Below are 20699 nucleotides of genomic sequence, written 5' to 3' on the forward strand. Positions count from 1 at the left end.
CCTTTTCTGGTTCTTACGGGACGGGTAGGCCAGCGGTGAGCTGGTCGAACACCTCGCGCAGCAGCGGCGCGAGCGGAATCGGCCGATCGGCGCTCAGGACGTGCTCCACGGCCACGGCACTGCCCGCGCTGACCACCGCGGCGACCAGTTTCGGGTAGACGTCATGTGCCACGTCGGTGCCGGTGCGCTCGGCGATCGCCTTGGCCAGCTCGTCCTTCGCGACCGCGTCCGCCCTGAGGATCTCGCCGTGCAGCGCCGGCTCGGTCAGCAGGAGCCGGAGCGCGTCGTGCCGGCGCCGGTCGTGGGGAGACCCGCCGCCATGGCCCTCGCCCGGTGCGAGCTGGGCCTGGACCGCGCTCACGATCGAGTCCCACAGAGGCTCATCGACCGGCCGCGCTCGCAGCTCGTCGGCGATCCGCAGGGCGCGTTCCAGGTGGCTGGCGGCGATCGCCTCGGCCTTGCTCGAGAAGTAGTTACGAAAGGTGCGTGCGGACACGTTCGCCGCCGCGGCGATGTCGTCCACCGTCACGTTGCTCCACCCACGCTCGACGCACAGGCCGATCGTGGCCTGGCTCAGCGCGAGCCGGGTCTCCCGCTTCTTGCGCTCCCGCAGCCCGATAGCGACATTCTCGTCAGCCGTCATGCCCACCACCGTAGCGGATCTTGCCAAAATTGCAAAAATGCCGTTTTGGCAAGATCTTCCAGCGGCAATGAAAGTTTCACGGATTTTGGGGTGTTTGCCCAGCTCACCCGCGTCTCTGCTTGACCGGTCGGCGCTCTGCGGGGAGGTTCGTGTCGAACCTTTCTGCCTTGGGAGTCCGATGAGTCGCCGGTTACTCGCCATCCTGCTTCCCGGTCTGCTGCTCGCGCTGTGCGCCCTGGTGCCCTTGACGGAACAGTCCGCCGGCGCGGTCAGCGACCCGCCCGGCCCCGTGACGGGCAACGCCACCTACTTCGACGGGCTCGGCACGCCGTACGGTGGCTGCGGAGTGCCCCAGGCGAACATCGACTCGCAGGACTTCGTCGCGCTCAACGTCTACAACACGCCCGGCGACTACACCTTCTACCCCCGGCCGTTGACGGGAGCCAACCTCAGCAAGGCCGGGCTGTGGAACAACGGCCTCAACTGCGGCCGCTACATTCAGGTGGAGGTCGCCGATTTCTGTACGGGCACCAATGACGGCGCGCAGAATCAGCCGTTCTGCCGCAACGGCTCCTGGGTCGCCGATGCCTACAACGGCGCGAAGCTGACCATGCTGGTCGCCGACAGTTGCGGCGACTCCAACGCCTGGTGCCGCGACGATCCGTACCATCTGGACCTGGCCAAGGACTCACTCAACCGGTTCGTGAAGAACGGCGCCGCGGTCGGGGACATGTATCCCGGTCATTGGAACAACCGACACCTGACCTGGTCGTTCGTCCCCGCGCCCGGCTACAGCGGCGACATCAACATCGGGTTCCTGCAGTCCGCCCAGGTCTGGTGGCCCGCCATCTCCGTCTCGCACCTGGCCAACGGCATTCACGGCGTCGAGTACTTCGCCAACGGCGCGTGGCAGACCGCCCAGATGAACAGCGACATGGGCCAGTCCTACGTCATCGGCGGGACCACGTCGGGCGGCAGCCAGTACCAGATCCGGGTGCGAGACGTCACCGACACGCTGATCAACGGCGGACGCGTGTACAGCTTCACGCTTCCGTCCACCTGCAACCCGCAATGCGGCACGCCCTACACCAAGGTCGGCTACACCACCTCGACCGGCCCGACCGCCACGCCCACACCGACTCCCACGCCGACCCCCACGGGCGGCACCGGTGTCTCCTGCGGCGTGAACTACCAGGTCGCCAACGCCTGGCAGGGTGGCTTCACGACCAACGTCACCGTGCGGAACACGGGGACCGCGACCTGGAACAACTGGACGATCATGTGGACCATGCCGTCCGGCGTGACCTTGACCAGCGCCTGGAGCTCCACGATCACGCCGTCGGGCACCACCTGGACGATCAAGGCGCCGAGCTGGGCCACGAGCCTGGCGCCTGGCGCGTCGGCCACCTTCGGCTTCCAGGCCAACGGCCCGTCCACGCCCGGCCCGGCCAATATCACCTGCTCATAAAGGGCTCAGCTCGTGGTCATGAGGGTCAGGCTTTCGTCCTTCACGGATGGCGCGATGTCGCGGGTGACGCGGTAAGGGGCGAGGTCGGGCCCGTCGCCGTTGGTGATCTCCTGAGCCACGAGGCGGCCGAGTTCGGGGGCGAGGTTGACGCCGCTGTGGGTGACCAGGTGATAGAGGCCGGGGGCGTCGGGGTGCGTGCCCGCCAGCGGCAGGCCGTCCGCCGGCACCGGCCGGACGCCGAGACGGACGCCGGCCAGCCGGGCGGTGCGCAGCGCGGGCAGGATCCGCTGGCCGCCGGCGTGCAGCCGCTCCGCCAGGGCGTCGTCGTCCTGGCCGGAGAGCAGCGCGTCGACGGGCCAGGAGATGGAGCAGATCCGGTCTCCGGGGGCGGGGCGCAGGTCCACCTGGGGCGTGGCCAGGATCGCGTCGAGCCGGAGTCCGGGGATGGGGGTGCTCTCCCCCACCAGCCCGGGGATCCGGGTCATGGGGAGGTCGGTGCCGGCGAGCGCCGCGATGCGGTCGGCGTCCGGGCCGGTGCAGTTGACCACCCAGTCGGCTTCCCAGCGTCGGGTACCGGTCTCGACGCCGGTGACGGTGTCGCCGCTGCGGATCAGCGCGTCCGCCCGCAGGCCGTACCTGATGTCGGCGCCGAGCGTGGCGGCGCGATCGAGCAGGCGCTGGACGAAGAGCGGGGCGTCGTACCAGGCGCTCTGGTCGTGGACGACGAGTTCGCTCGCCGTACAGGCCGCGGGGTCGACGGCGGGGGCGAGTTCGCGCAGCTCGGACGGTTCGGCGATGCGGCAGGCGTGTCCCCAGGATTTGAGGCGGACGGCCCGTTCCCTGAGCCCTCGCTGGCTCTCCTCGCTGTCACCCCACTGGATGGCCGGCATGGGGTGCCACCACGACGGGCCCTCCAGCTCCTCGGCCAGCGTGGCGTGCAGGGCGGCGCTGGCGCGGTTCAGCTCGAAGTAGGTGCGCGGGGTCTTCAGATGGGTGACGTCCATGGAGAAGGTCGCGCTGGAGGTCCCCCCGGCGGGGCCGCCGGCTTCGATGACGACGACCTCAGCGCCTGCGACGGCCAGGTGGTAGGCGACGGAGGCACCGAGCACTCCGGCGCCGAGAACGATGACGCGGGACACGTGGATATCTTTCCTTCGGGGTCAGAGAACCTTGCTGAGGAATGCCCGGGTGCGCTCGTGCCGGGGTTCGCCGAGCACGGCGCCGGGTGGCCCGGATTCCACGACGACCCCGTTGTCCATGAAGACGATGGAGTCGCACACCTCGCGGGCGAATCCCATCTCATGGGTGACGATGATCATCGTCATGCCGTCCGCACGCACCAGGTCACGCATGACGTCCAGGACCTCGCCCACGAGCTCGGGGTCGAGGGCCGACGTCGGCTCGTCGAACAGCATGAGACCGGGCCGCATCGCCAGGGCCCGGGCGATGGCGACGCGCTGCTGCTGGCCGCCGGAGAGCTGGTCGGGGCGGCTGTGCGCCTTGTCGGCCAGTCCCACCCTGGCCAGCAGGGCGTGGGCGCGCTCGCGTACCTCCGCCTTCGGCTCCCGCTTGGCCATGATCGGCGCCATCATGATGTTCTCGAGCGCGGTCATGTGCGGGAAGAGGTTGAAGCGCTGGAAGACCATCCCGATGTCCACCCGCTGGGCGGCGATCGCCTTGTCCGGCAGTTCGTAGACCTTTCCACCGCGCTCCTCGTAGCCGATCAGCCGGTCGCGGAAGTAGAGGCGGCCGGCGTCGATGCGTTCGAGGTGGTTGATGCAGCGCAGGAAGGTGGACTTGCCGGACCCCGAGGGGCCGATCAGGGCCAGCACCTCTCCCTCCGCGACCTCCAGGTCGATGCCTTTGAGCACGTCGAGCGTGCCGAAACGCTTGTGCACGCCTTCCGCGCGGATGAGGGTCTTCATCGGCTGAACCTGCGTTCGATGTAGTGCTGCCCGGCGTTCAGGACGGTCGTGGCCACGAGGTACCAGAAGCAGGCCACCGTGAGCAGGGGGACCTGCTGGAAGTTCCTGGAGTAGATGCCCTGGATCGAGGTCAGGAGCTCTGGTACGGCGATGGCGAAGACGAGGGAGGTGGTCTTGAGCATGGAGACCACCTGGTTGCCCGTCGGCGGGATGATGACCCGCATGGCCTGCGGAAGAATGATCTTCCGCAGGGTCTGGAACCGGGTGAGTCCCAGGGCGTGGGCCGCCTCCGTCTGGCCGGGGTCGACGGAGGCGATGCCGGCCCGCACAATCTCGCCCATGTAGGCCGCCTCGTGCAGGCCGAGGCCCAGCACCGCCGCGGTGAGCTGGGTGATGATCATGTTGGTGTCGAACTGCACGAACGTCGGCCCCCAGGGCACACCGAGTCCGATCGTCGGCACCACCGCGGACAGGAAGTACCAGAACAACAGCTGCACCAGCAGCGGCACCCCGCGGAAGATCCAGATGTAGAACCCGCTCAGCGCCGCCAGCAGGGGGTTGGGCGACATGCGCAGCACGGCGAGGACGACTCCGCCCGCGACGCCGACGACCATGGCGAGCACCGTGAGCAGCAGCGTGGTGGCCAGCCCGCTCAGGACCGCGGGAGAGAAGAGGTACTCGCCGACCACCTCCCACTGCATGCGCGGGTTGGCCACCCACCCCTGCAGCAGGAAGATCGCCACGAAGCCGAGGACGGCCGCGCCCACCCAACGCCCCGGATGACGGAGCGGGACGGCCTGGATCTGCGCCTTCGCGGCCGGTTGTGCGGTCTGCCGGGCCGTGGTCACGACCCGCCGCCGTTGATCGCGGCCTTGTCCAGGGCGCCCGAGTCCATCTTCCACTTGGCCAGGATCTTGGCGTAGGAGCCGTTGTCCATCAGCTTCTGCAGCGCCTGCTGCACGGCCTTGGCCAGGTTCTGGTCTTCCTTGTTGACGAGGATCCCGTACGGGAGGAAGCGGTAAGGCTCGCCCACCTGCTTCATCCGGCCACTGGACTGGTTGGCCTGGTAGCTGATGGTGGGCGTGCCGCCGATGAAGGCGTTGGCCCGGCCGGTGGAGACGGCCTGCAGACAACCGACCGTGTCGGGGAACACCAGCACCTTGACCGCGGGCTTGCCCGCCGCCGTGCACTTCTTGTTCTGCTGCTCGGCGTCGTCGGCCTGGGCGGTGCCCTGCTCGACGGCCGCCGTCTTTCCGCAGAGATCTTCGAGCGACTTGATCGCCTGAGCGTCCTTGTCCTGGACCAGCAGCGAACTGCTGGTCTTGAAGTAGTCGACGAAGGTGACCTTCTCCTGGCGTTCCGGCTTGTCGAGCATCGCCTGGATGGCCAGGTCATAGCGGCGTGCCTGCACACCGGCGATGAGGCTGTCGAAGCTGGCCTGGCTGAACGTCACCTCGACGCCCAGCACCTGGCCGACGGCCTTCATCAGCTCGGGTTCCACACCGATGACCGACTTGTTGTCGGTGTCGAGGAAGACCAGCGGTGGGTAGTTGTGGCCCGCCGCGACGTTGAGCGTGCCACCTTTCTTGATCTTGTCGGGCAGAAGATCGTGGAGCTCTTGACTCTTCTGCTGCGCCGGGGCGGCCGCCTGGGAGGCGCCACCTCCGGAGCAAGCGGTCAGGGACAGGAGTCCCGCCAGGCCGAATGCGGCGGCTGCTTGGGTGAACCGCATCGAGCAGGACACCCCCTCTCGGGCTTAGTGTGACGTTCCGTAAACACCAATATTGGGGGTCCGTTTAGATACGGCAAGGTGAGCGAGCATGCGCGTTCGTGCACATACTGTTCAGTCTTGCTTATCCTTTTTCTTGGCCTCACCAGCTGGTCGGCCCAGTTAGTCGATCCATCCGCTGCAACCTATGGTGATGCAAGTCGCCGGACTGTTAAGTTGGACCGATGCTCACCCCGGTCCAGTTGCAGGCCATCCGTGAAGTGGTCGCCACCGGTTCGCTCAGGACCGCCGCCAAGCGCCTCGGATTCACCCCGTCGGCGATCTCGCAGCAGGTCTCCTCGCTGGAGCGGACCCTGGGCGTCCAGCTGTTCGAACGCCTGCCGCGCAGCATCCGGCCCACCGCGGCGGGGGCCGAGCTGGCCCGCAAGGCCGCCAGGCTGCTGGCCGATCTCGAGGCGGCGGAGGAGGAGATGCGTTCCTTCGCCGGCGCCCACCGGGGCAGACTGCGGCTCGGCAGCTTCTGGTCCGCCGGATTCCGGCTGGTGCCCGCCGTACTCGCCGAGTTTCTCCGCGACCGCCCCAACGTGGACATCCGCTACGAGGAAGGCGATCCGCACGGGACCATTCCGGCGGTGAACGAGGGGCGGCTCGACCTGGCCGTGGTCTTCGAGTACGGCATGGTGCCGCACAACTGGCCGAAGGACCTGACCATGACGTTGATCATGGAGGAGCCGCTCTACGTGCTCGTGCCGACCGGCCATCGGCTGGCCGCCCGCAAGCGCATCCAGTTCGGCGAGCTGTCCGCCGAACGATGGATCTCCTACACCGAGGGGATGGACGCCTCGCTCAACCTGTCACACATCTGCGCGGCCAGCGGCTTCGACCCCGACGTGCTGTTCCGTACCAACGACTACAACCTGCCCTTCGAGCTCGTCCGCAAAGGGCTGGGGGTGGCGATCGTGCCGGAGCTGGCGATGATCGAGTCGCACGACGTGTGCGTGTTCCGGCTCGGCGACGCCGCCCACATTCGCCGGGTCTACACCGTGTGCCGCGCCACCGACCCGAACCCCCTGCTCGCCCACACGACGAACATGCTCATCAGCGCCGCCGAACTCCTGCACCGGCGCACGGACCTCCCCGTCGCCGTGTAAGCCCTTTCAACAGATCACTCCGGCTCGGCGTGCAGCCGGCGGAAGTCGTCCAGGCTCCGGCGGTAGAAGGCGAGGTCGCTCTCCAGCTTCCGCCTGGTCAGCCGGTCGGGCTCGGCCTCGGCCACCGACCTGCCCGACTCGGTCCAGCAGGCGTCGGGGGGCAGCTCGGCCGCGCCCGGAGGGAAGAACTTCAGCGCCTCTTCCAGGGCACTCTCGGCGAAGCGCCAGTCGGTTTCGACGTTCTCGTAGCTGTGGTCGCCGGACGGATCGGCGGCGTGGAAGAGCGCGCCCTCCAGTGCCCTGCTCGTGTACGTCGCGGCGATGAGGATCCACTGACCGGGGTCGATCAGCTCGGAGAGCCCGGAACCGAAGATCGCGTCCTGCTCCCGCGCGCCGATCTCGGCCTCGTAAGGGACGAGGACCTCCAGAGCGCCGAGGCTCACCACGATCCCGTCCGGTTGCCGCGCGAGCGTCGCCTGCCGCGACGCCCCAGGATCGCCGTCGTGGGCCACCAGGTCGAGGTAGACGTACGCCTCCACCAGCGAACGGCCCAGGCCGCGATCAGGCATGCCCGGCCGCCAGGTCCTGGTAGGTGTCCTTGACGACCAGCAGCCGGTCGAGCTCGAACCTGCCGGGCTCCTCCTCCCGCATTTGCTGCCCGCGCTCCGACCAGAACCCGTCGTCGGGCACGGCGTCCGCGCCGGGCGGCGCGAACTTGATGACCTCCTCCACGGCCGCGGTCGCGACCCGCAGCGCCCGCCGGGCCTCGGCCTGGTCGTCCACGGGTACGTTGCCCGCGCTCAGGTCGGCCACCCACAGCCACTCACCCGCGTCGAGCAGCTCCGACGGCTCCGGCCCGCCGAACGTCGGGTAGCCCGTGGGCATCACCGGCCGCTCGGGCAGCCCGAACAGGTATTCTCGCGCGGTCCCGCACTCCTCGCAGGTGCCCGCGTAGCGGTTGACCAGCTCGCCCTCGACGCTGGTCAGCCCACTGTGCCAGGTCGTCTCCACCGACCCGCACGCGCACGGGTGCAGGTCGAGGTAGAGATGCGCCTCGTCCCGCGTGCGCGCCACCGCGAATGCCATATCCGTCCTTTCCTCGACAGTCCATCATGCCGGAACGCGGCCCTCACACCGCGGCCACGCGCTCCCCGGACGGCACCCGCTCAGACTCGGGCTCGGGATCGGGACGTTGGCCGCACCGACACGGCCCGCCCGCGGGGCACTGGCACTCCCCCTCTTCCGGTGGCCACCAGCCGGTCGCGTTGGCGAGCGCGCGCAGGCGGTCCAGGTGCGCGGGCCAGTCCCGGGGGCGCCTGCCGCTGGCCATCGTGGCGAGCTCGTCGGCCACCGGCCGCGGGATGAGCCGCCACACCTCCGGGCGGGCGCCGGCGAGCAGGTCGAACAGCACGCCGAGCCGCCCGAACCGCTGGGCCGTGGTGGCCGCCCGCGCCTGTCGCACGGCCTCGTGCACCTCGGCCAGGGCCGCATGGTCGCCGGGGTGTCCGCCCAGCGCGCGGGCGACGGCCGCGGCGGCGGTCGCGGCGGCGGCCCGCTCGTTCGCGCCGATCGTGCGGCGGCCGTCCACCTGGTACGTCAGCATCCCGGGCTCGGGCGGCCCGGACTGATCCGGCCGGACCTCGACGGGGATGGGCGGACGGCCGGGCAGCACGATGTCCATCAGGCCGGGGCCGTACACCTGGGCCCGTGCCCCCATGAGCGCGGCGGCGCGCGCGATCGCCCTGGTCGCGGCGGTCTCGGGCAGCGCCGCCCCGCCGCGGACGGCCGCGACGTCCGCGGGAGAGAGCTCGCCCGCCCGGGCGAGCTCCAGCAGCCTGGGCGTGGCCCCGTCCTGGCCGGGCGCCAGACCCGCCCGGCTGATCTCGGCACGCAGCGCGGACCTCTCGGCCGCGGCGCCGCGCGGGCCGGCCTCGGTGATCGCGTGGACCAGGCCGCGGAGCCGGGCGAGCGTCCCGGCGTCGGGCACGCCGAGCGCCCGGTGGGACACCACCGGGCCCGGCCCGAGCAGCTGCTCGTCCGGCCGTCCCGCGAGCCGCGCCGCGTGCGCCGCCACCTGCTCGGCCACCGCGGCCGTCACCCGGGCTCCGCCCTCGGCGGGCACCCGGAGGGTCAGCCGGTCCGAGGTACGCGCCTCGACGGTCACCTCGGTGGCGTTCCGCGCGGCCTCGGCCAGCTCCAGGGTGAACCGGCCGCCACCCGCGGTCACGGTGAACTCCTTCACCTGGCCCGGCGCCGGACTCACGTCGGCCACACCGGCGATCTGGGCCACCTTGGACAGCCCGGCCGCCGAGGTGTCGAGGCCCGTGGCGCTCCCGCCGCTGAGCAGCCGCGCGATCCTGCTCTGCGGCTCGGCGGCGGCCGGTGCGCGTGGACCCGTCCCCCAGGGTGGCGCGGGTGGGGTGTGGCCGCGCCGCTCGACGTCGGCGGCGATGACGTCGATCGCGTCCGCCAGGCGCGACCGGGTGGCGGGGTCGGTGGCGGCGCGCCACTTGTCCGACAGGTGGGCGTGCTCGTTCAGGCGCGGGAGCAGGCAGTGATCGGAGCCCTCGGCCTGCGCCTCGGAGAGCGACGGCCGCACGACGCCCTGCGGCGCGCCCCAGGCGGCGGCGGTCGCCTCCTGGGCGACGTGCGTGAGCTCGTGCACCAGGGTGGCCGACACGACGTCCGGGTGCACGCGCGGCCCGATCCGCATCAGGTGCGGGTCCTCCGCCGTGCCGGCGCGCAGCTCCGTGGCGGCGTTCAGCCCCTCGCCCGGGTTCCCGACGATCACGCGGACGTGCTGGTCGGGCGAGGCGGGGAGCTGGACGGCCATCGTGTCATCGGCGGTCCAGCTGATGCGCTCGGCGACCCCGGTCGCGGAGCGGGCCTGGGCGCGTACCTCTGCCGTGGTCAGGTCGGGAACCTCGGCGGGCCGGGCCGAGCTGGAGTAGATGGTGTTCTCGATCTCGGGCGAGGTCACGCTGGGCGGCGCCACGCCCTGGGAGACGCTTCCGCCCGCCGGCGGGTTCGGGAACGGCCGGTCGGCCGGCCACGGGATCTTCTCGGTGTCGACCGCCACGATACCGTGGGCCGTCAGCGCGGCCTTGACCTGGTGGGTGAAGGTGCCGGGCGTCTGGGAGTTCATGAAGACGTCGCGCAGGTCGAGGCCGATGCCGGCGGCGGCGTCCAGCAGCAGCGGGGAGAGCGTGGCGAACGCCTCGGCGAACCCGCCGTCGGCGGGTTCGCCGGCGGGGACGCGCAGCGCGCCGTTGGGGTAGGCGTGGTAACGGTGCACCCCGTCCGCCTCCCTGACCTCCACGAGGGCCACCTCGCCGCGTTCGCGGGCGGCCAGCCGCGCGTCCCGCAGGGCGTCGATCGCGCCCTCGCGGCCGGGCTCCGGCGTGAACCTGAACGTCGGCAGCCCCAGCTCCTCCGTGGGCAGGGGCGCGAGCCGCACGTTCTCCTCCATCCGCGCCAGCAGCTCCTCGATCTCCTCCCCGAAGAGGACCACGTCGATCTCGCCGCTGGCGGCGCCCGGCAGGCGGACGGGCTCGCCGACGGGATGCTCATGGCCTTCCCTCAGCCGGGCCACATTCTGGAATGCCAGGTCGTAGTCGACTCTCAGCCGGACGATGTAGGCGGCGCCCTTCTGGAACATGCTGCGCTCGCGGCGCGCCCCGTGGTGGTCGCTCACGCTCTCGGAGGTCTGCAGGCGGACGCGGGCGCCGAAGCTGAGCCCCGACTCGCCGTCCGAGAGGTTGGCGCCCGCGCCGCCCGGCAGCACGCGGCTGCGGGACAGGGTCGCGTTCTGGGCGTTGGCCGCCCGGTCGACCTCTCCCTTCTCCGCGTCGAACGGCCCGGCGGCGATGGTGAGGTCCGACAGGCGAGCGGTGATGTTCACCTCGGTGCCCTGGTTCCTGAACTTCTGCCTGGCCGCCCGTACGACCACCTCGCCCCCAGGCCCGGTCATCCGCTCGAACGCGGTCAGCATCGCCGACGGGAGCAGCCGCGTGACCAGCTCGGGGCGGATCTCCGCGACCGACGTGGCGCCCACCATCTTGGTGAGCTGCGCGACGATGACCTCGTACAGGGTGGGCCCGCTCGGGTCCTCCCGGATCGCCGCCGGGAAGTGGCCCGGATGCAGCTCGACCGGCCGGGGATCGGGCGTGGTCACCAGCGGTCCGGAGTCCTCGGACGCGGGCCGGATCATGCCGGTCGGGATGCGCCGCACCAAGCTGGCGGCGTAGACGACCGGCGGCGCGGTGCGGACCCTGCCCCGCAGTTTGTCGGCCACTCTGCTCAGCCGGCCCGCCATCTTGCCCTTGCGCATCGGCCTGCGCTCGACCTCGATGACCAGCAGCATGTCCTGCTGGACCCGGTCGAGTTCGCTGAACAGGCCGATCCGCTGCAGCCGGGTGCTCTGCCGGTTGATCGAGCCCGTGTACGAGCGGCCCCGGTCAGTGGACACTCCCCCGCCATGGCCGTCGCCGTTGTCGGAGGCGCCGTAGTCGAGCCCCGCCGAGTAGGAGCCGCTGTACGACTCGGAGTGCGAGCGGTCGCCGTAACGGTAGCGCTGGATGATGATCCCGGCCTGTGTCAGGTGCGCGAGGAACTTCGCCCAGCGGGGATGCTTGGAGTTGGCCGGCACCAGCCGCGCCTTGACCGTGACCTCCTCGGTCCGCGTGCCGTTCTGCACCTCGTAGCTCTTCTCGAAGCCGCTGCGCGACCACATGTCGAGGACGCGGATCCGGACCGCGTCGTCGGAGAAGTCGACGGCCAGCTCCTCGCCCAGGGTCGGGCTGCCGTCCAGCGCCCCGGGGACCGCGGCGGACACGGCGCGGGTCACCGCGTCCAGCATCGGCACGTTGTCGCCGTTCTGGTCGGCGAGGTCGAGTGACTCCACCGTGCTCAGTGACACCGACTCGTCGAACGACGGGGCCAGCACGACGCTCCTGGAGCGTTCGAGCAGGTCCGACGCCTGGCTGAGGACCTTGTCGAGGTCCTTGGCCGTGTCCCCCGAGGGCTGTCCGGGCAGCGGCCGGCCGTTCGGGTCCGTCGCGACCGGGTCGGGCGTGACCCCCATCACCTCCCTGAGCCTGCCGAGCAGGGCCTTCGGGGTGTGCCGCGCCGCGTAGCCGACGTCCGCGCCGGCCGCCCGCGCCTTGGCCACGTCGGCGGTGTAGCGCTGGACCAGGGGTACGGCGATGCTGGTGTCGAGGTTCAGGCTGCGGTTGAGGAAGCGCTCGATGGCGTCGCCCACGAGGGATGCCGGCAGCGAGAGCTCGCCTTCGGCGTACATCAGCAGCGCCTCTTCCTCGGCCAGCGAGAACAGCGCGGTGCCCGGCGCGGTGGCCGTCCGGGTTTCGCCGAGCGGGATCCGGCCCGCGGCCGGCAGCGCGTTCGCCGTGCTCTCCGAGCCGGTGAACGTGAGCTCCGTGGACGCGCGGATGATGTAGTGGCGGCCGTACTTGATGGTGAGTTCCTCGTTGCCCCAGATGTCGAGGATCGAGGTGTTGTCGGAGGTGCCTCCCGACCGGGAGGGCAGCGACAGCGTGCCGCTGTCGCTCGACGTCCCGCCGCCGTCGAGGTCGGAGACGCTCGTCGAGGCGCCGGCGGACACGTTCGACGATCCGCCCCAGGACACGCCGGCGCTGCTGAGCCCGAACAGGATGTCGCCGCTCACGTGGTCGACGATGCCGATCACTTCCGCCTCGCCGAGTTCGCCGGACACCGACAGCGACGATCGGGTGGGTACGCCGTCGACGTTCAGGGCGAGGGCGGCGGTCAGCGCCCGGGTGAACATCTTGAAGTGGGACACGAGGTTGCGCACGTTCAGCATCGCGGCGATGGTCTGGAACGCACCGGAGCCGGGGCGCATGCCCCTGTCCAGCACCTGCCGGGCGGCGGCCTGCGACCCCGGCACGTCCATGTGCAGCAGCCGCAGACTGCGCTGCGCCTTCCTGGAGAGCTTGCCCAGAGGCGCCGGCGGGGTGTCGTCCACGGCCGGGAGGAGGTCACCGGCGATCTTCAGGGTCGCCCTGCCGGTCTCGGTGGCCAGCGTCGTCGTCGTGCCGTTGTGCAGGAGCTCGGCGGTCATGACATGCCCCAGCGAGACGATCGCGACCGGGCCGCTGCTCTCTTCCAGCGTCACCACGTTCACCGTGCCGCCGGCGCTGGAGCCGACCGAGCTGGTGCGGCTGCCGCCCGCGTTGACGCCCACTTCGTGCGTCATGCCGTCGTGGCCCTGGTCGGGCCCGTCGCTCTCGCTGACGGACGCGCCGCCCGCGTACGTCCTGGACTTGCCGATGGCCCGGGCGGAGGTGTCGGAGCCGATGTCGAGGTTGACCACCGTCTCCGTGTCGGTGTGCTTCATGGGGCCCACGTCGCTGAAGTCCTGCTTCAGTGACAGGCGCAGCTGGTAGTTCTCCGGGGCGCCGTTCAGGCCGTGCAGCGTGAGGTCGAGGAGGATGCCGTCCTGGGCGAGGGAGTCGTAGGCCGCGCGGATCCGATGCTCTTTCAGCTGCTCCGTGACCTCCTGGTGGTTGAGGATCTGGGCAGCGCGGGCGAGCCGGTTGTCCGCGTACTCCGTCACGCCGTTGACGGTCTTGGGGATGATGCCGCGGTCGGCGAGCGCGTCCAGCACCTTCTCCTCGAACGCGTCCAGCCCCTCGATGTCCCCGACGACGGCGGGACCCGCGCCGCGCATCTGCCCGGGGCCGTCGCCCAGCCAGACGGGCAGCTCGGCCTTGCGGCCCGGCGGCGGGCCGGGGCGCGGGTCGCCGCGCAGCACCTGGTTGCCGTCGGCGTCGATGACCGGCTGGCCGTTGTCGTCGTACACCAGTGCCGCACTGTCGACGGGCAGTCCGAAGCGGTAGGCGACCGACTCTCGCATGCTGACCACCGCGGTGCTCCGCATCGGGCGCAGCGTGACGGGCGGCTTGCCGTACACCTCCACCGTGTACGTGGTCTCCACCACGAGCTTGTAGCTCTGCTTGGGGCTGGTCTTGCGGTGCACGCTCGGGTGGATCGCCTGCTTGTTCGCGGTGGCGGAGTACGACCGCGACACCCCCCTGGAGCCTCTGGCCTTGGGCCCGATGGAGGGGTGGTAGGGGCCGAGGCCGCCGATTCCCTCCAGCGAGGGATCCTTGAAGCCGGCCGAGGCGTTGCCCTCCGCCGACCTGCCGACCGACGCCCCGCCGGGCACCGCGACGAAGTCGGTGACCACCTCCTCCTCCCACTCCGCGGCGCTCGCGCCGCCCAGCGGCTCGCTCTCCACCCTGATGATCCTGCTGTTGGCGCGTACCCTCGCGTGCGGCTGGCCGCCCCTGGTGAAGACCCGCTCGTGACCCTTGTTGACGGCGTCGCGCAGCTGATGGGGCACCTCGTCCGTGATGAACGTGCGTAACTCGTCATGCGGGACGGCGCCGACCTTGGTGTACTCCCCGCCGAGGGCCGCGGCGACGGTGGCGAGGTGGTCCTCCGTGTCGCTCATGCTGATGAGGACGTGCTTGGGGAGTTTCTCATCGCGCTTGGCCTCGTCGATCGAGACGAGCTTGCGCGCCGGCTGGTCGGCGTAGGACTGCGAGACCCAGATCCGCTGCGCGGCGGCGTCGCCCGGCGCTCCGGAGTCGACCTTGACACTCTTGCCCCAGCCCTCCGACTGCCGGAAGCGCACCTGGACGTTCCAGCTCGCGGCGGCGTCGAACAGCAGCGGCTCGCTCCTGTCGTCGGCGACGTAGCCGCCCTGCGCGAACGCCCCGGACCCGCCCGTCGCCGCCCAGCTGCGCCCGACGGCCGCCCCGACGCTGACCCCCGTCATCTCGACGAGATTCCTGGCCAGCTCGCCCTCGGGCAGCATCGGCGCCAGGACGCCGCTGTTGAAGCCCCGGGATGTCCCGACGCTCCCCGATTCGGTGACGCTGACCGTGCGGCCCGACTGGAAGAACAGGCCCACCATCATCTCGGACCCCTTGATGACGGGGTCCATCACCTCGACCAGGTCGGACAGGGTGAGCTTGACCCGCACCTCCGCCGCCGACCGGCCGCGGCCCACCCGCAGCACGACGCCCTCGGAGGAGACGGCCTTGTGGAAGTCGGCTCTCAGGGCCTGCTCAAGGTCGATCGCCGTGAACCTGGGGCCGGGTCCGTTGGCCTCCAGCATCTCGTTCACGGTGGCGGTGAGCGTGGTCAGATGGGGGAGCCGGCCCGTCGGCAGGGCCGCGGACAGGCTGAGCTCCTGCGGCAGCGCCGCCGCCAGCGCGTCCAGGTAGCTCTGGTGGCGCCGCTGCGCCTCGCCCGCCAGCCGCCGGGCGATGTGGGCCATGCTGACCTCGCCCGCCTGGGCGGGTCTGCCGGCCTGGTTCATGGCCGAAAGGAGCTGCTCGTACGCCTGCCGCGTTCGCGTCGCCTCGGCCAGCGCGACCCGGTACGCCGCGGCCATCCTGAGGTTCCGCTCCTGCGCGGCGCGGAACTCCCGGTTCTCCTGCCGAGCCTTGCGCGCCCGCTCGAAACGGCCGCTGTCGTGCTGGTTCTTCGCCTTGCGGGCCTCGCGCGAGGCCTTGCGGGCCTTCTTCCTCGCCTCCTCGGCGCTGTCCATCTTGTGCTGGATCTGCTTCTGAAGCGCTTTCTCGGCCTTCGCAAGCGCTTCGGCGACGGCCTCCACCTGATGGGCGTGGGGGTTGTCGCCGGGTAAGGCCGGGGCCTGCTGCGTCCGGGTGGCCTGCGTGGGCGCCCAGGGCGGCAGCGGCGGCGTGTGGCCACGCTCGCTCAGCTGGCGGGCCACACCGTCGATGTCCACGGCGAGCCGGCGCTGCTCGCCCAGCGTCGGGGCCCGGTGCCACTTCTCGGCCAGGAACGTCAGCTCGTTGAGCTGGGCCGCCGCGCACATGTCCCGGGTGTTCCTGCCGAGGCGCGGCAGGATTCGCTGTCCCTTGCCCTCGCGGGACGACAGCACGTCATGGATCGTGTCGGTGATCTCGTGCAGCCAGACCCTGGAGACCTGTCCCTCGGCGACGCGCGGGCCGAAGTGGACCAGGTGCGGGTCGTCCTCGGTCCCAGCCTTGATCTCGGTCTGGCCCATCAGGTCTGGGCTCAGGCCCCCGATGACGGGGCGGAAGTAGAGGGTGCCGTTCGTCCTCGTGTGGACCGCCAGCACCCGGCCTCCCTGCGACCAGGAGAAACCGGTCACGTTCTCGTTCAGGAAGTGGCGTGATTGGAGCTCGGCGAACGCGTGGTGCACCTCGTCCAGGGTCAGGTCGGGGCCCTGGCGGCCGTCGGGCACGTGCCTGGTGCCGGGGACGGGTCTCGACGTGACCGTGCCCGGCTTGCTCGTGGCCGCCTTGCTCCTGCCCGGCTCGCTCGTGCCCGGCTCGCTCGTGCCTGGCTTGCTCGTCGGCGCTGTGGCGTCCTGGGCGGGGGTTTCGCCCTCCTGGACGACCAGCAGCATCGCGGTCGCCTCCGCCTGCAGGTCCGCGACGTCGGTGACCTGCTCGGCGCGGGTGTCGAGGGCGGCGCGGAGGCGGTTCATCGTGGCGGCGGTGATCGTGCGCACGCTGGAGCCGGAGGTGACGAGGAGGTCGCCGGTCGGGCCGATCACCGCGTCGGGGAAGTCCGTGGCGAGCGCGCCGATCAGGGCCGTACGGGCTCGGTCGGCGGCCGGGGCGATGGCTGGGGCGGTGACCGCGGCAGGGTGCGTGGTCGTGTCCTGCGTCCCGTGGTCCGCCGCGTCTGCTTGTGGGGCGGTATGGGCCGAGGGGGCGGCCGTGGTCTGGTCGCTGGTCGCGACCGGGCTGGGAGTTCCCGTCTGGTCGGGGGTCGCCGCGTTGTCCGGGGTCGCCGCATTGTCGGGCGTCGCCGCATTGGCCGGGGTCGCATTGTCGGGCGTCGCCGCGTTGTCCGGAGTTGCCGCGTTGGCTGGGGTCGCCGTCTGATCGGGAGTTGCCGCGTTGGCCGGGGTGGCCGCGTTGCCGGGCGTCGCCGTGTGGTCCGGGGCTTGGGCCGGCTGGGCTGCCGTCTCGGCTGTGTCCGGCGAAGGGTGTTCCGCTGTCTGGCCCTGTGCGGGCGCCGCCGCGGCAGCGCGCCCGGAGGGGTGGTGTGCCCCGTTGGCGGGCTCCGGAGCGGTGCCGGGCTGCTGGGGCTGGGCTCGATCGCCACGGTCCTGGGCGGCCGAGCCGCGCTTGGGCGCGGACGTGTCCAGGTCCGGGGTGGTGGCCGCGCGTCCGGCCGCGCCGTCCTGGCCCGTGGGGGACGGCGCGGTGCCCGCCGTCCTCGCCGTCGCGGGCGAGTGGGGCGCGGCACCGGCCCTCGGGGCGCCGGACGCCGCAGGTTCGGGTACGCGCGCGGCCGCACCCGGCTGGCCGCCGCCCGGGCCGGGGCCGCCACCCGCCGGGCTCCCGTCCGGCGTACCCCCGGGCGTACCCCCCGACGGGTCGCCGCCCGCGCGGACGGCGTCGGCGCGGGCCGCGGCGTCATAGGCGGAGGCGAGAGCGGTCGTCGGATGGGCCAGTGTCGTGTAGACCGAAGGGCTGAACGGGCTGATGGATCCGGTGCGCCCGGCACCGCCCATGAAGCCGCCCATGAGGGAGTCGGCCGTGAACGGGTTCTCCCACTGACCGTAGACCGCGCCGTTGGCGATGAAGCTGCCGACCGGGGAGGCGATGGTGTTGGTCGCGCCGGTGGTGATCGCCCGGCCCGCGAACCCGGGCACGCGCCCGGTGACACGGGACACGGGCCCGGCCACCTTCATGCCCACGATCGCGCCGCCGCCCGCGCCGATGATCGCGGCCTTGGACTTGTCCCAGTCGATCTCTTTCCGGGTGCCCATCTTGATCTGCTGGTACTGGGCGGCGAAGTCGATGAAGAACTCCTCGCCGATCTCCTCGATGAGCTCGTGGCCCATCGCGGAGCCCAGCAGCCTGGTGATCACACTCCGCCCGGTGGCGCCGCTGAGCGCGGCGACTCGGGCCAACCGCGTCGTGCCCACCTCCCTGGCCCCGGCGACCGCGAGCCTGACGAGGATGCGGCTGATGGCCGCGCGGGCGCCGGCCGCGTACGGGCCGATGATCGCGGTGGAGGTCCCGGCGGTGAAGAAGTTCACGATGATGGCGATGGCGATGGCGACGACCGTGACCCAGAACGCCACGTTCACCGAGAGCTTGGAGTACTGGGTCTCGACGGCGAAGTTGCTCGCCTGCTGCGACAAGGCCCGCGCGTTCCGGGCCACCCCCGACATCCCGCCCTCGTTGCTGTACAGGACCTTGGCCCTGGTGATGAAGTTGGCGGTGGCGGGCGAGTTCCAGCCGGTCGCGATGGTGCGCGCGGCCGTACCCGCGCGCGGCGCGCTGCCGATGGCGCCGGTGGCCAGGTTCTCGTACACCTGGCACAGCGTCGACAGCCCGCTCTCGCTGGCATCCGGCCATTTCTGGCCGGCGGACAGCATCGGGAGCAGCCAGTTGACGACCCAGCTGGGCAGCGCCTCGGTCTCCCAGGCGGGGAGGACGTCCCTGTCGATGCGCATGATCGACTGGCCGCCGGTCGCCTGGCTGCCTGTGCTCACGGCGCCGGAAGCGCCGTTGACGGTCACCTCCCGGGCCTCAGATCTCTCGCGTCAGCCCGGACATGTCCTGGTACGTGGCGTGGTGGGTGCGCAAGGTGTCGTCGATGGTCTTGCGCATCCGGTCACCGACGTCGGTGATCTCCTTGGTGAGATGGGCGCATTGGATGAGCATCTGGTTCGGGCCGTCGCCGCGGAAGTGGGCGGCCTTGAACGCGGCGCCCTCGGCCCCGCCGCCCCAGGGCGCCGCGGCGAGCGCCTCGGTGACCGCGGCCCTCAGCCGCGGCGCTTCCTGTTCCCATTCCTCGGCCATCGTGGACCACTGCGAGATGCCCCGGTTCACGACCGGCTTGGCGATCTCCACACCATCCCAGGGCTTCAGCTCGTGCCTCCCATCCGCTCGGCGAAGCGCGCCATGACGGCTTCGAGGTCACCTTCGAGATGAGCCTTGAACTCCTCGGGCGGAATCACCGGCTCGAAGATCTCAGTGACGCGCTCCTGGGCCCTGACCGCCGCCCGATGGGCGGTCTCCGCGATCGTGTCGGCCAGGTATCGCGCGTCGGGTCTCCGGTAGATGCGCGGGTCGAGGTCCAGCCGGATGAGCTCGCCGCGGGCGCCCACCGTCACCGACACCTGGCCATCGCGTGAGGTCTCGGTGACCTGAACCGCTTTAGCCTGGGTGTGCAGCTCCGCACTCGCGTCCTGAATTCGTTTGAACACGTCGCGTAACTCGTCGGCGTAAGCCCTCGTTCCCGCTAAGTCGGGTTGGTCGAGCGATTCCACGGACCCCCCTCAAAGCCAAACCGTTCGGGCTCGTCTCTTACGACACTCTCGCATTTCCTCCTAGTTTCTGTCACATGAACAACAAGAGAACAAGGGTGCGCGTGATTTAAGTTCGATCTCCGGCATCCAGCGGTACGGCCTCCTCGTGGATGCCGGTCACCTCCGCGCGCGGCACCCACAGGCGGTAAACGCCCCGCTCAATCCGCTCCAGCCCCAGCTCCAGCGCGGTGAGCGCGGACCCGCCCAGGTATTCGAGCAGCAGCAGCCCGTCCTTCTCGTCGTGCACGTGGAAACGCTCTCCGCGCCATTGGCACACCGTCGCCACGAAATCCAGAGCGGCACACTCCGTAACGGGGACAGTACGCACGTGACAACCCGGCTCGACCTCCTCGAAACCATCCGCGGGTTCGGAACTACGCAGTCGTACCCAAAGTTCCAGAGCGTGCGGCTCCGGGCTGGCCACATAATCCGCGCCCTGCCAGCGGGCCCGGTAGAAATGCCGGCTCACGCCGCCTGCCTCCCCACCAGCAGCCAGCGCCGCAGGTCGCCGTGGTACATCGCGCGCCGGTGCTCGGTTCCCTCGAAGGTGAGCTCCCAGATCTCCGCACCGTGCGGCAGGCCCACGCCGTACACCTTGTACTCGCGGATGACGTGATCGACGTTGGGCACCAGGCCCAGCCCCACGAACGGCGGCTCCTCGACCACCCAACCGGCCACCGCGGCCTTGCCCTCCTCGTCGGTCCCGCCGTAGGGAGTGCGGTACAGGCTGAGGCCGGCGGGGCGCCAGCGCAGGATGTTCAGGCAACCGTCGGTGGTCACCATGTCGGGCTGGCCCAGCGCCTCGGCGAGCACGGCGGGCGTGGCGATGTGAGAGACGTCCAGCGCGTGGTGGCAGTAGCCGGACACCCGCGGCTCGCCGCCGATCAGCAGGCCGTGAACGTCGGCCGGAGAGAGCAGCTTCTGGACCACCGGCACCCCCGACCCGGGATCGAGCAGCAGGTCCTGGGCCAGCGTCGGCACCGCGAGCCTGGCCACCGTGCCTGACTCCAGCATGAAGACGGTCGCCAGCCCCGGGTTGACCGCCAGACCCCACCGCGGGTCCGGCCAGCCCGCCGCCAGCTCGGCCGGCGAAGCGACACGGTAGTGCGTGGCGACGCCGCCGGTGGCCAACCGCATCGCCTCCTCAGAGGTGTAGGCCAGCAACCAGGTCCGATCGGAGTCCACGGCCGTCGCCCAGGCGGGGGCCTCGGTCCCGGCCGCCGCGGCGGCGGTGATCGGCAGCGCCAGGTCGGCGTCGCGGAGCATGCTCAAGCACAGAGCGTCCTGCCCGTTCTCCCGCGCCGCCAGCAACCGCTCCTCGAACGGCGTGGCCGGATGGTGATCACTCATCATCCGCCCAGTGTGCCGACTTCTGCCGCCTGAATCTGTCCAGAAAACGCGATCTTCCCG

14 protein-coding genes are annotated in these 20699 nt (G+C 71.0%); 2 read left to right on the top strand and 12 right to left on the bottom strand.

The features are described from left to right. Window positions 1–13 precede the first annotated feature (13 nt). The gene (locus KME78_RS33840) at window positions 14–643 is read right to left on the bottom strand and encodes an acyl-CoA-like ligand-binding transcription factor (RefSeq protein ID WP_219533491.1); all 630 of its coding nucleotides are present in this window, start codon (window positions 641–643) and stop codon (window positions 14–16) included. A gap of 178 nt (window positions 644–821) precedes the next feature. Between KME78_RS33840 and KME78_RS33845 the strand changes: the two genes are divergently transcribed. After that, the gene (locus KME78_RS33845; RefSeq protein WP_219533492.1) at window positions 822–2111 is read left to right on the top strand and encodes a cellulose binding domain-containing protein; all 1290 of its coding nucleotides are present in this window, start codon (window positions 822–824) and stop codon (window positions 2109–2111) included. A 5-nt stretch (window positions 2112–2116) separates the two neighbouring features. Here the strand turns inward: KME78_RS33845 and KME78_RS33850 are convergent, their stop codons facing one another. From KME78_RS33850 to KME78_RS33865, 4 genes are read right to left on the bottom strand one after another with little or no spacing between them, the layout of a single operon-like run. After that, window positions 2117–3250 (bottom strand): NAD(P)/FAD-dependent oxidoreductase, encoded by a 1134-nt coding sequence (locus KME78_RS33850; RefSeq protein ID WP_219533493.1) that lies wholly within the window; start codon window positions 3248–3250, stop codon window positions 2117–2119. 21 nt (window positions 3251–3271) lie between these two features. Next, window positions 3272–4036 (bottom strand): amino acid ABC transporter ATP-binding protein, encoded by a 765-nt coding sequence (locus KME78_RS33855; protein ID WP_219533494.1) that lies wholly within the window; start codon window positions 4034–4036, stop codon window positions 3272–3274. Next, the gene (locus KME78_RS33860; RefSeq protein ID WP_219533495.1) at window positions 4033–4884 is read right to left on the bottom strand and encodes an amino acid ABC transporter permease; all 852 of its coding nucleotides are present in this window, start codon (window positions 4882–4884) and stop codon (window positions 4033–4035) included. Before KME78_RS33860 ends, KME78_RS33855 begins: the two co-directional genes overlap by 4 nt. Beyond that, window positions 4881–5768 (bottom strand): ABC transporter substrate-binding protein, encoded by an 888-nt coding sequence (locus KME78_RS33865; protein WP_219533496.1) that lies wholly within the window; start codon window positions 5766–5768, stop codon window positions 4881–4883. The genes KME78_RS33860 and KME78_RS33865 overlap by 4 nt, the downstream gene beginning before the upstream one ends. 221 nt (window positions 5769–5989) lie before the next feature. Between KME78_RS33865 and KME78_RS33870 the strand changes: the two genes are divergently transcribed. Then, entirely contained in the window at window positions 5990–6916 is a 927-nt protein-coding gene (locus tag KME78_RS33870; RefSeq protein ID WP_219533497.1) for a LysR family transcriptional regulator, read from the top strand. Between the two features lie 14 nt (window positions 6917–6930). On the opposite strand, the gene KME78_RS33875 is transcribed toward KME78_RS33870, so the two are convergent. The 7 genes from KME78_RS33875 to KME78_RS33905 all read right to left on the bottom strand — a co-directional run bounded on the left by KME78_RS33875 (window position 6931) and on the right by KME78_RS33905 (window position 20642). Then, complete coding sequence (locus KME78_RS33875; RefSeq protein ID WP_219533498.1) at window positions 6931–7485, bottom strand: hypothetical protein; 555 nt, start codon at window positions 7483–7485, stop codon at window positions 6931–6933. Then, entirely contained in the window at window positions 7478–8002 is a 525-nt protein-coding gene (locus tag KME78_RS33880; protein WP_219533499.1) for a hypothetical protein, read from the bottom strand. The genes KME78_RS33875 and KME78_RS33880 overlap by 8 nt, the downstream gene beginning before the upstream one ends. Before the next feature lie 43 nt (window positions 8003–8045). Continuing rightward, entirely contained in the window at window positions 8046–18497 is a 10452-nt protein-coding gene (locus KME78_RS33885; RefSeq protein WP_219533500.1) for a WXG100-like domain-containing protein, read from the bottom strand. 10 nt (window positions 18498–18507) lie between these two features. After that, window positions 18508–18831, bottom strand: coding sequence for a hypothetical protein (locus tag KME78_RS33890; RefSeq protein ID WP_219533501.1), 324 nt, complete (start codon window positions 18829–18831; stop codon window positions 18508–18510). A 14-nt stretch (window positions 18832–18845) separates the two neighbouring features. Then, window positions 18846–19187: a YbaB/EbfC family nucleoid-associated protein gene (locus tag KME78_RS33895; protein ID WP_308127236.1), complete on the bottom strand. Its 342-nt coding sequence runs from the start codon at window positions 19185–19187 to the stop codon at window positions 18846–18848. A gap of 169 nt (window positions 19188–19356) precedes the next feature. After that, a complete protein-coding gene (locus KME78_RS68540) occupies window positions 19357–19758 on the bottom strand; it encodes a UCP033725 family protein (protein ID WP_219533503.1) in 402 nt (133 codons plus the stop codon). After that, complete coding sequence (locus KME78_RS33905) at window positions 19755–20642, bottom strand: SseB family protein (protein WP_246652560.1); 888 nt, start codon at window positions 20640–20642, stop codon at window positions 19755–19757. Before KME78_RS33905 ends, KME78_RS68540 begins: the two co-directional genes overlap by 4 nt. Window positions 20643–20699 lie beyond the last annotated feature (57 nt).

This window comes from Nonomuraea guangzhouensis (assembly GCF_019396345.1).
GTDB classification, from domain to species: Bacteria; Actinomycetota; Actinomycetes; order Streptosporangiales; family Streptosporangiaceae; genus Nonomuraea; species Nonomuraea guangzhouensis.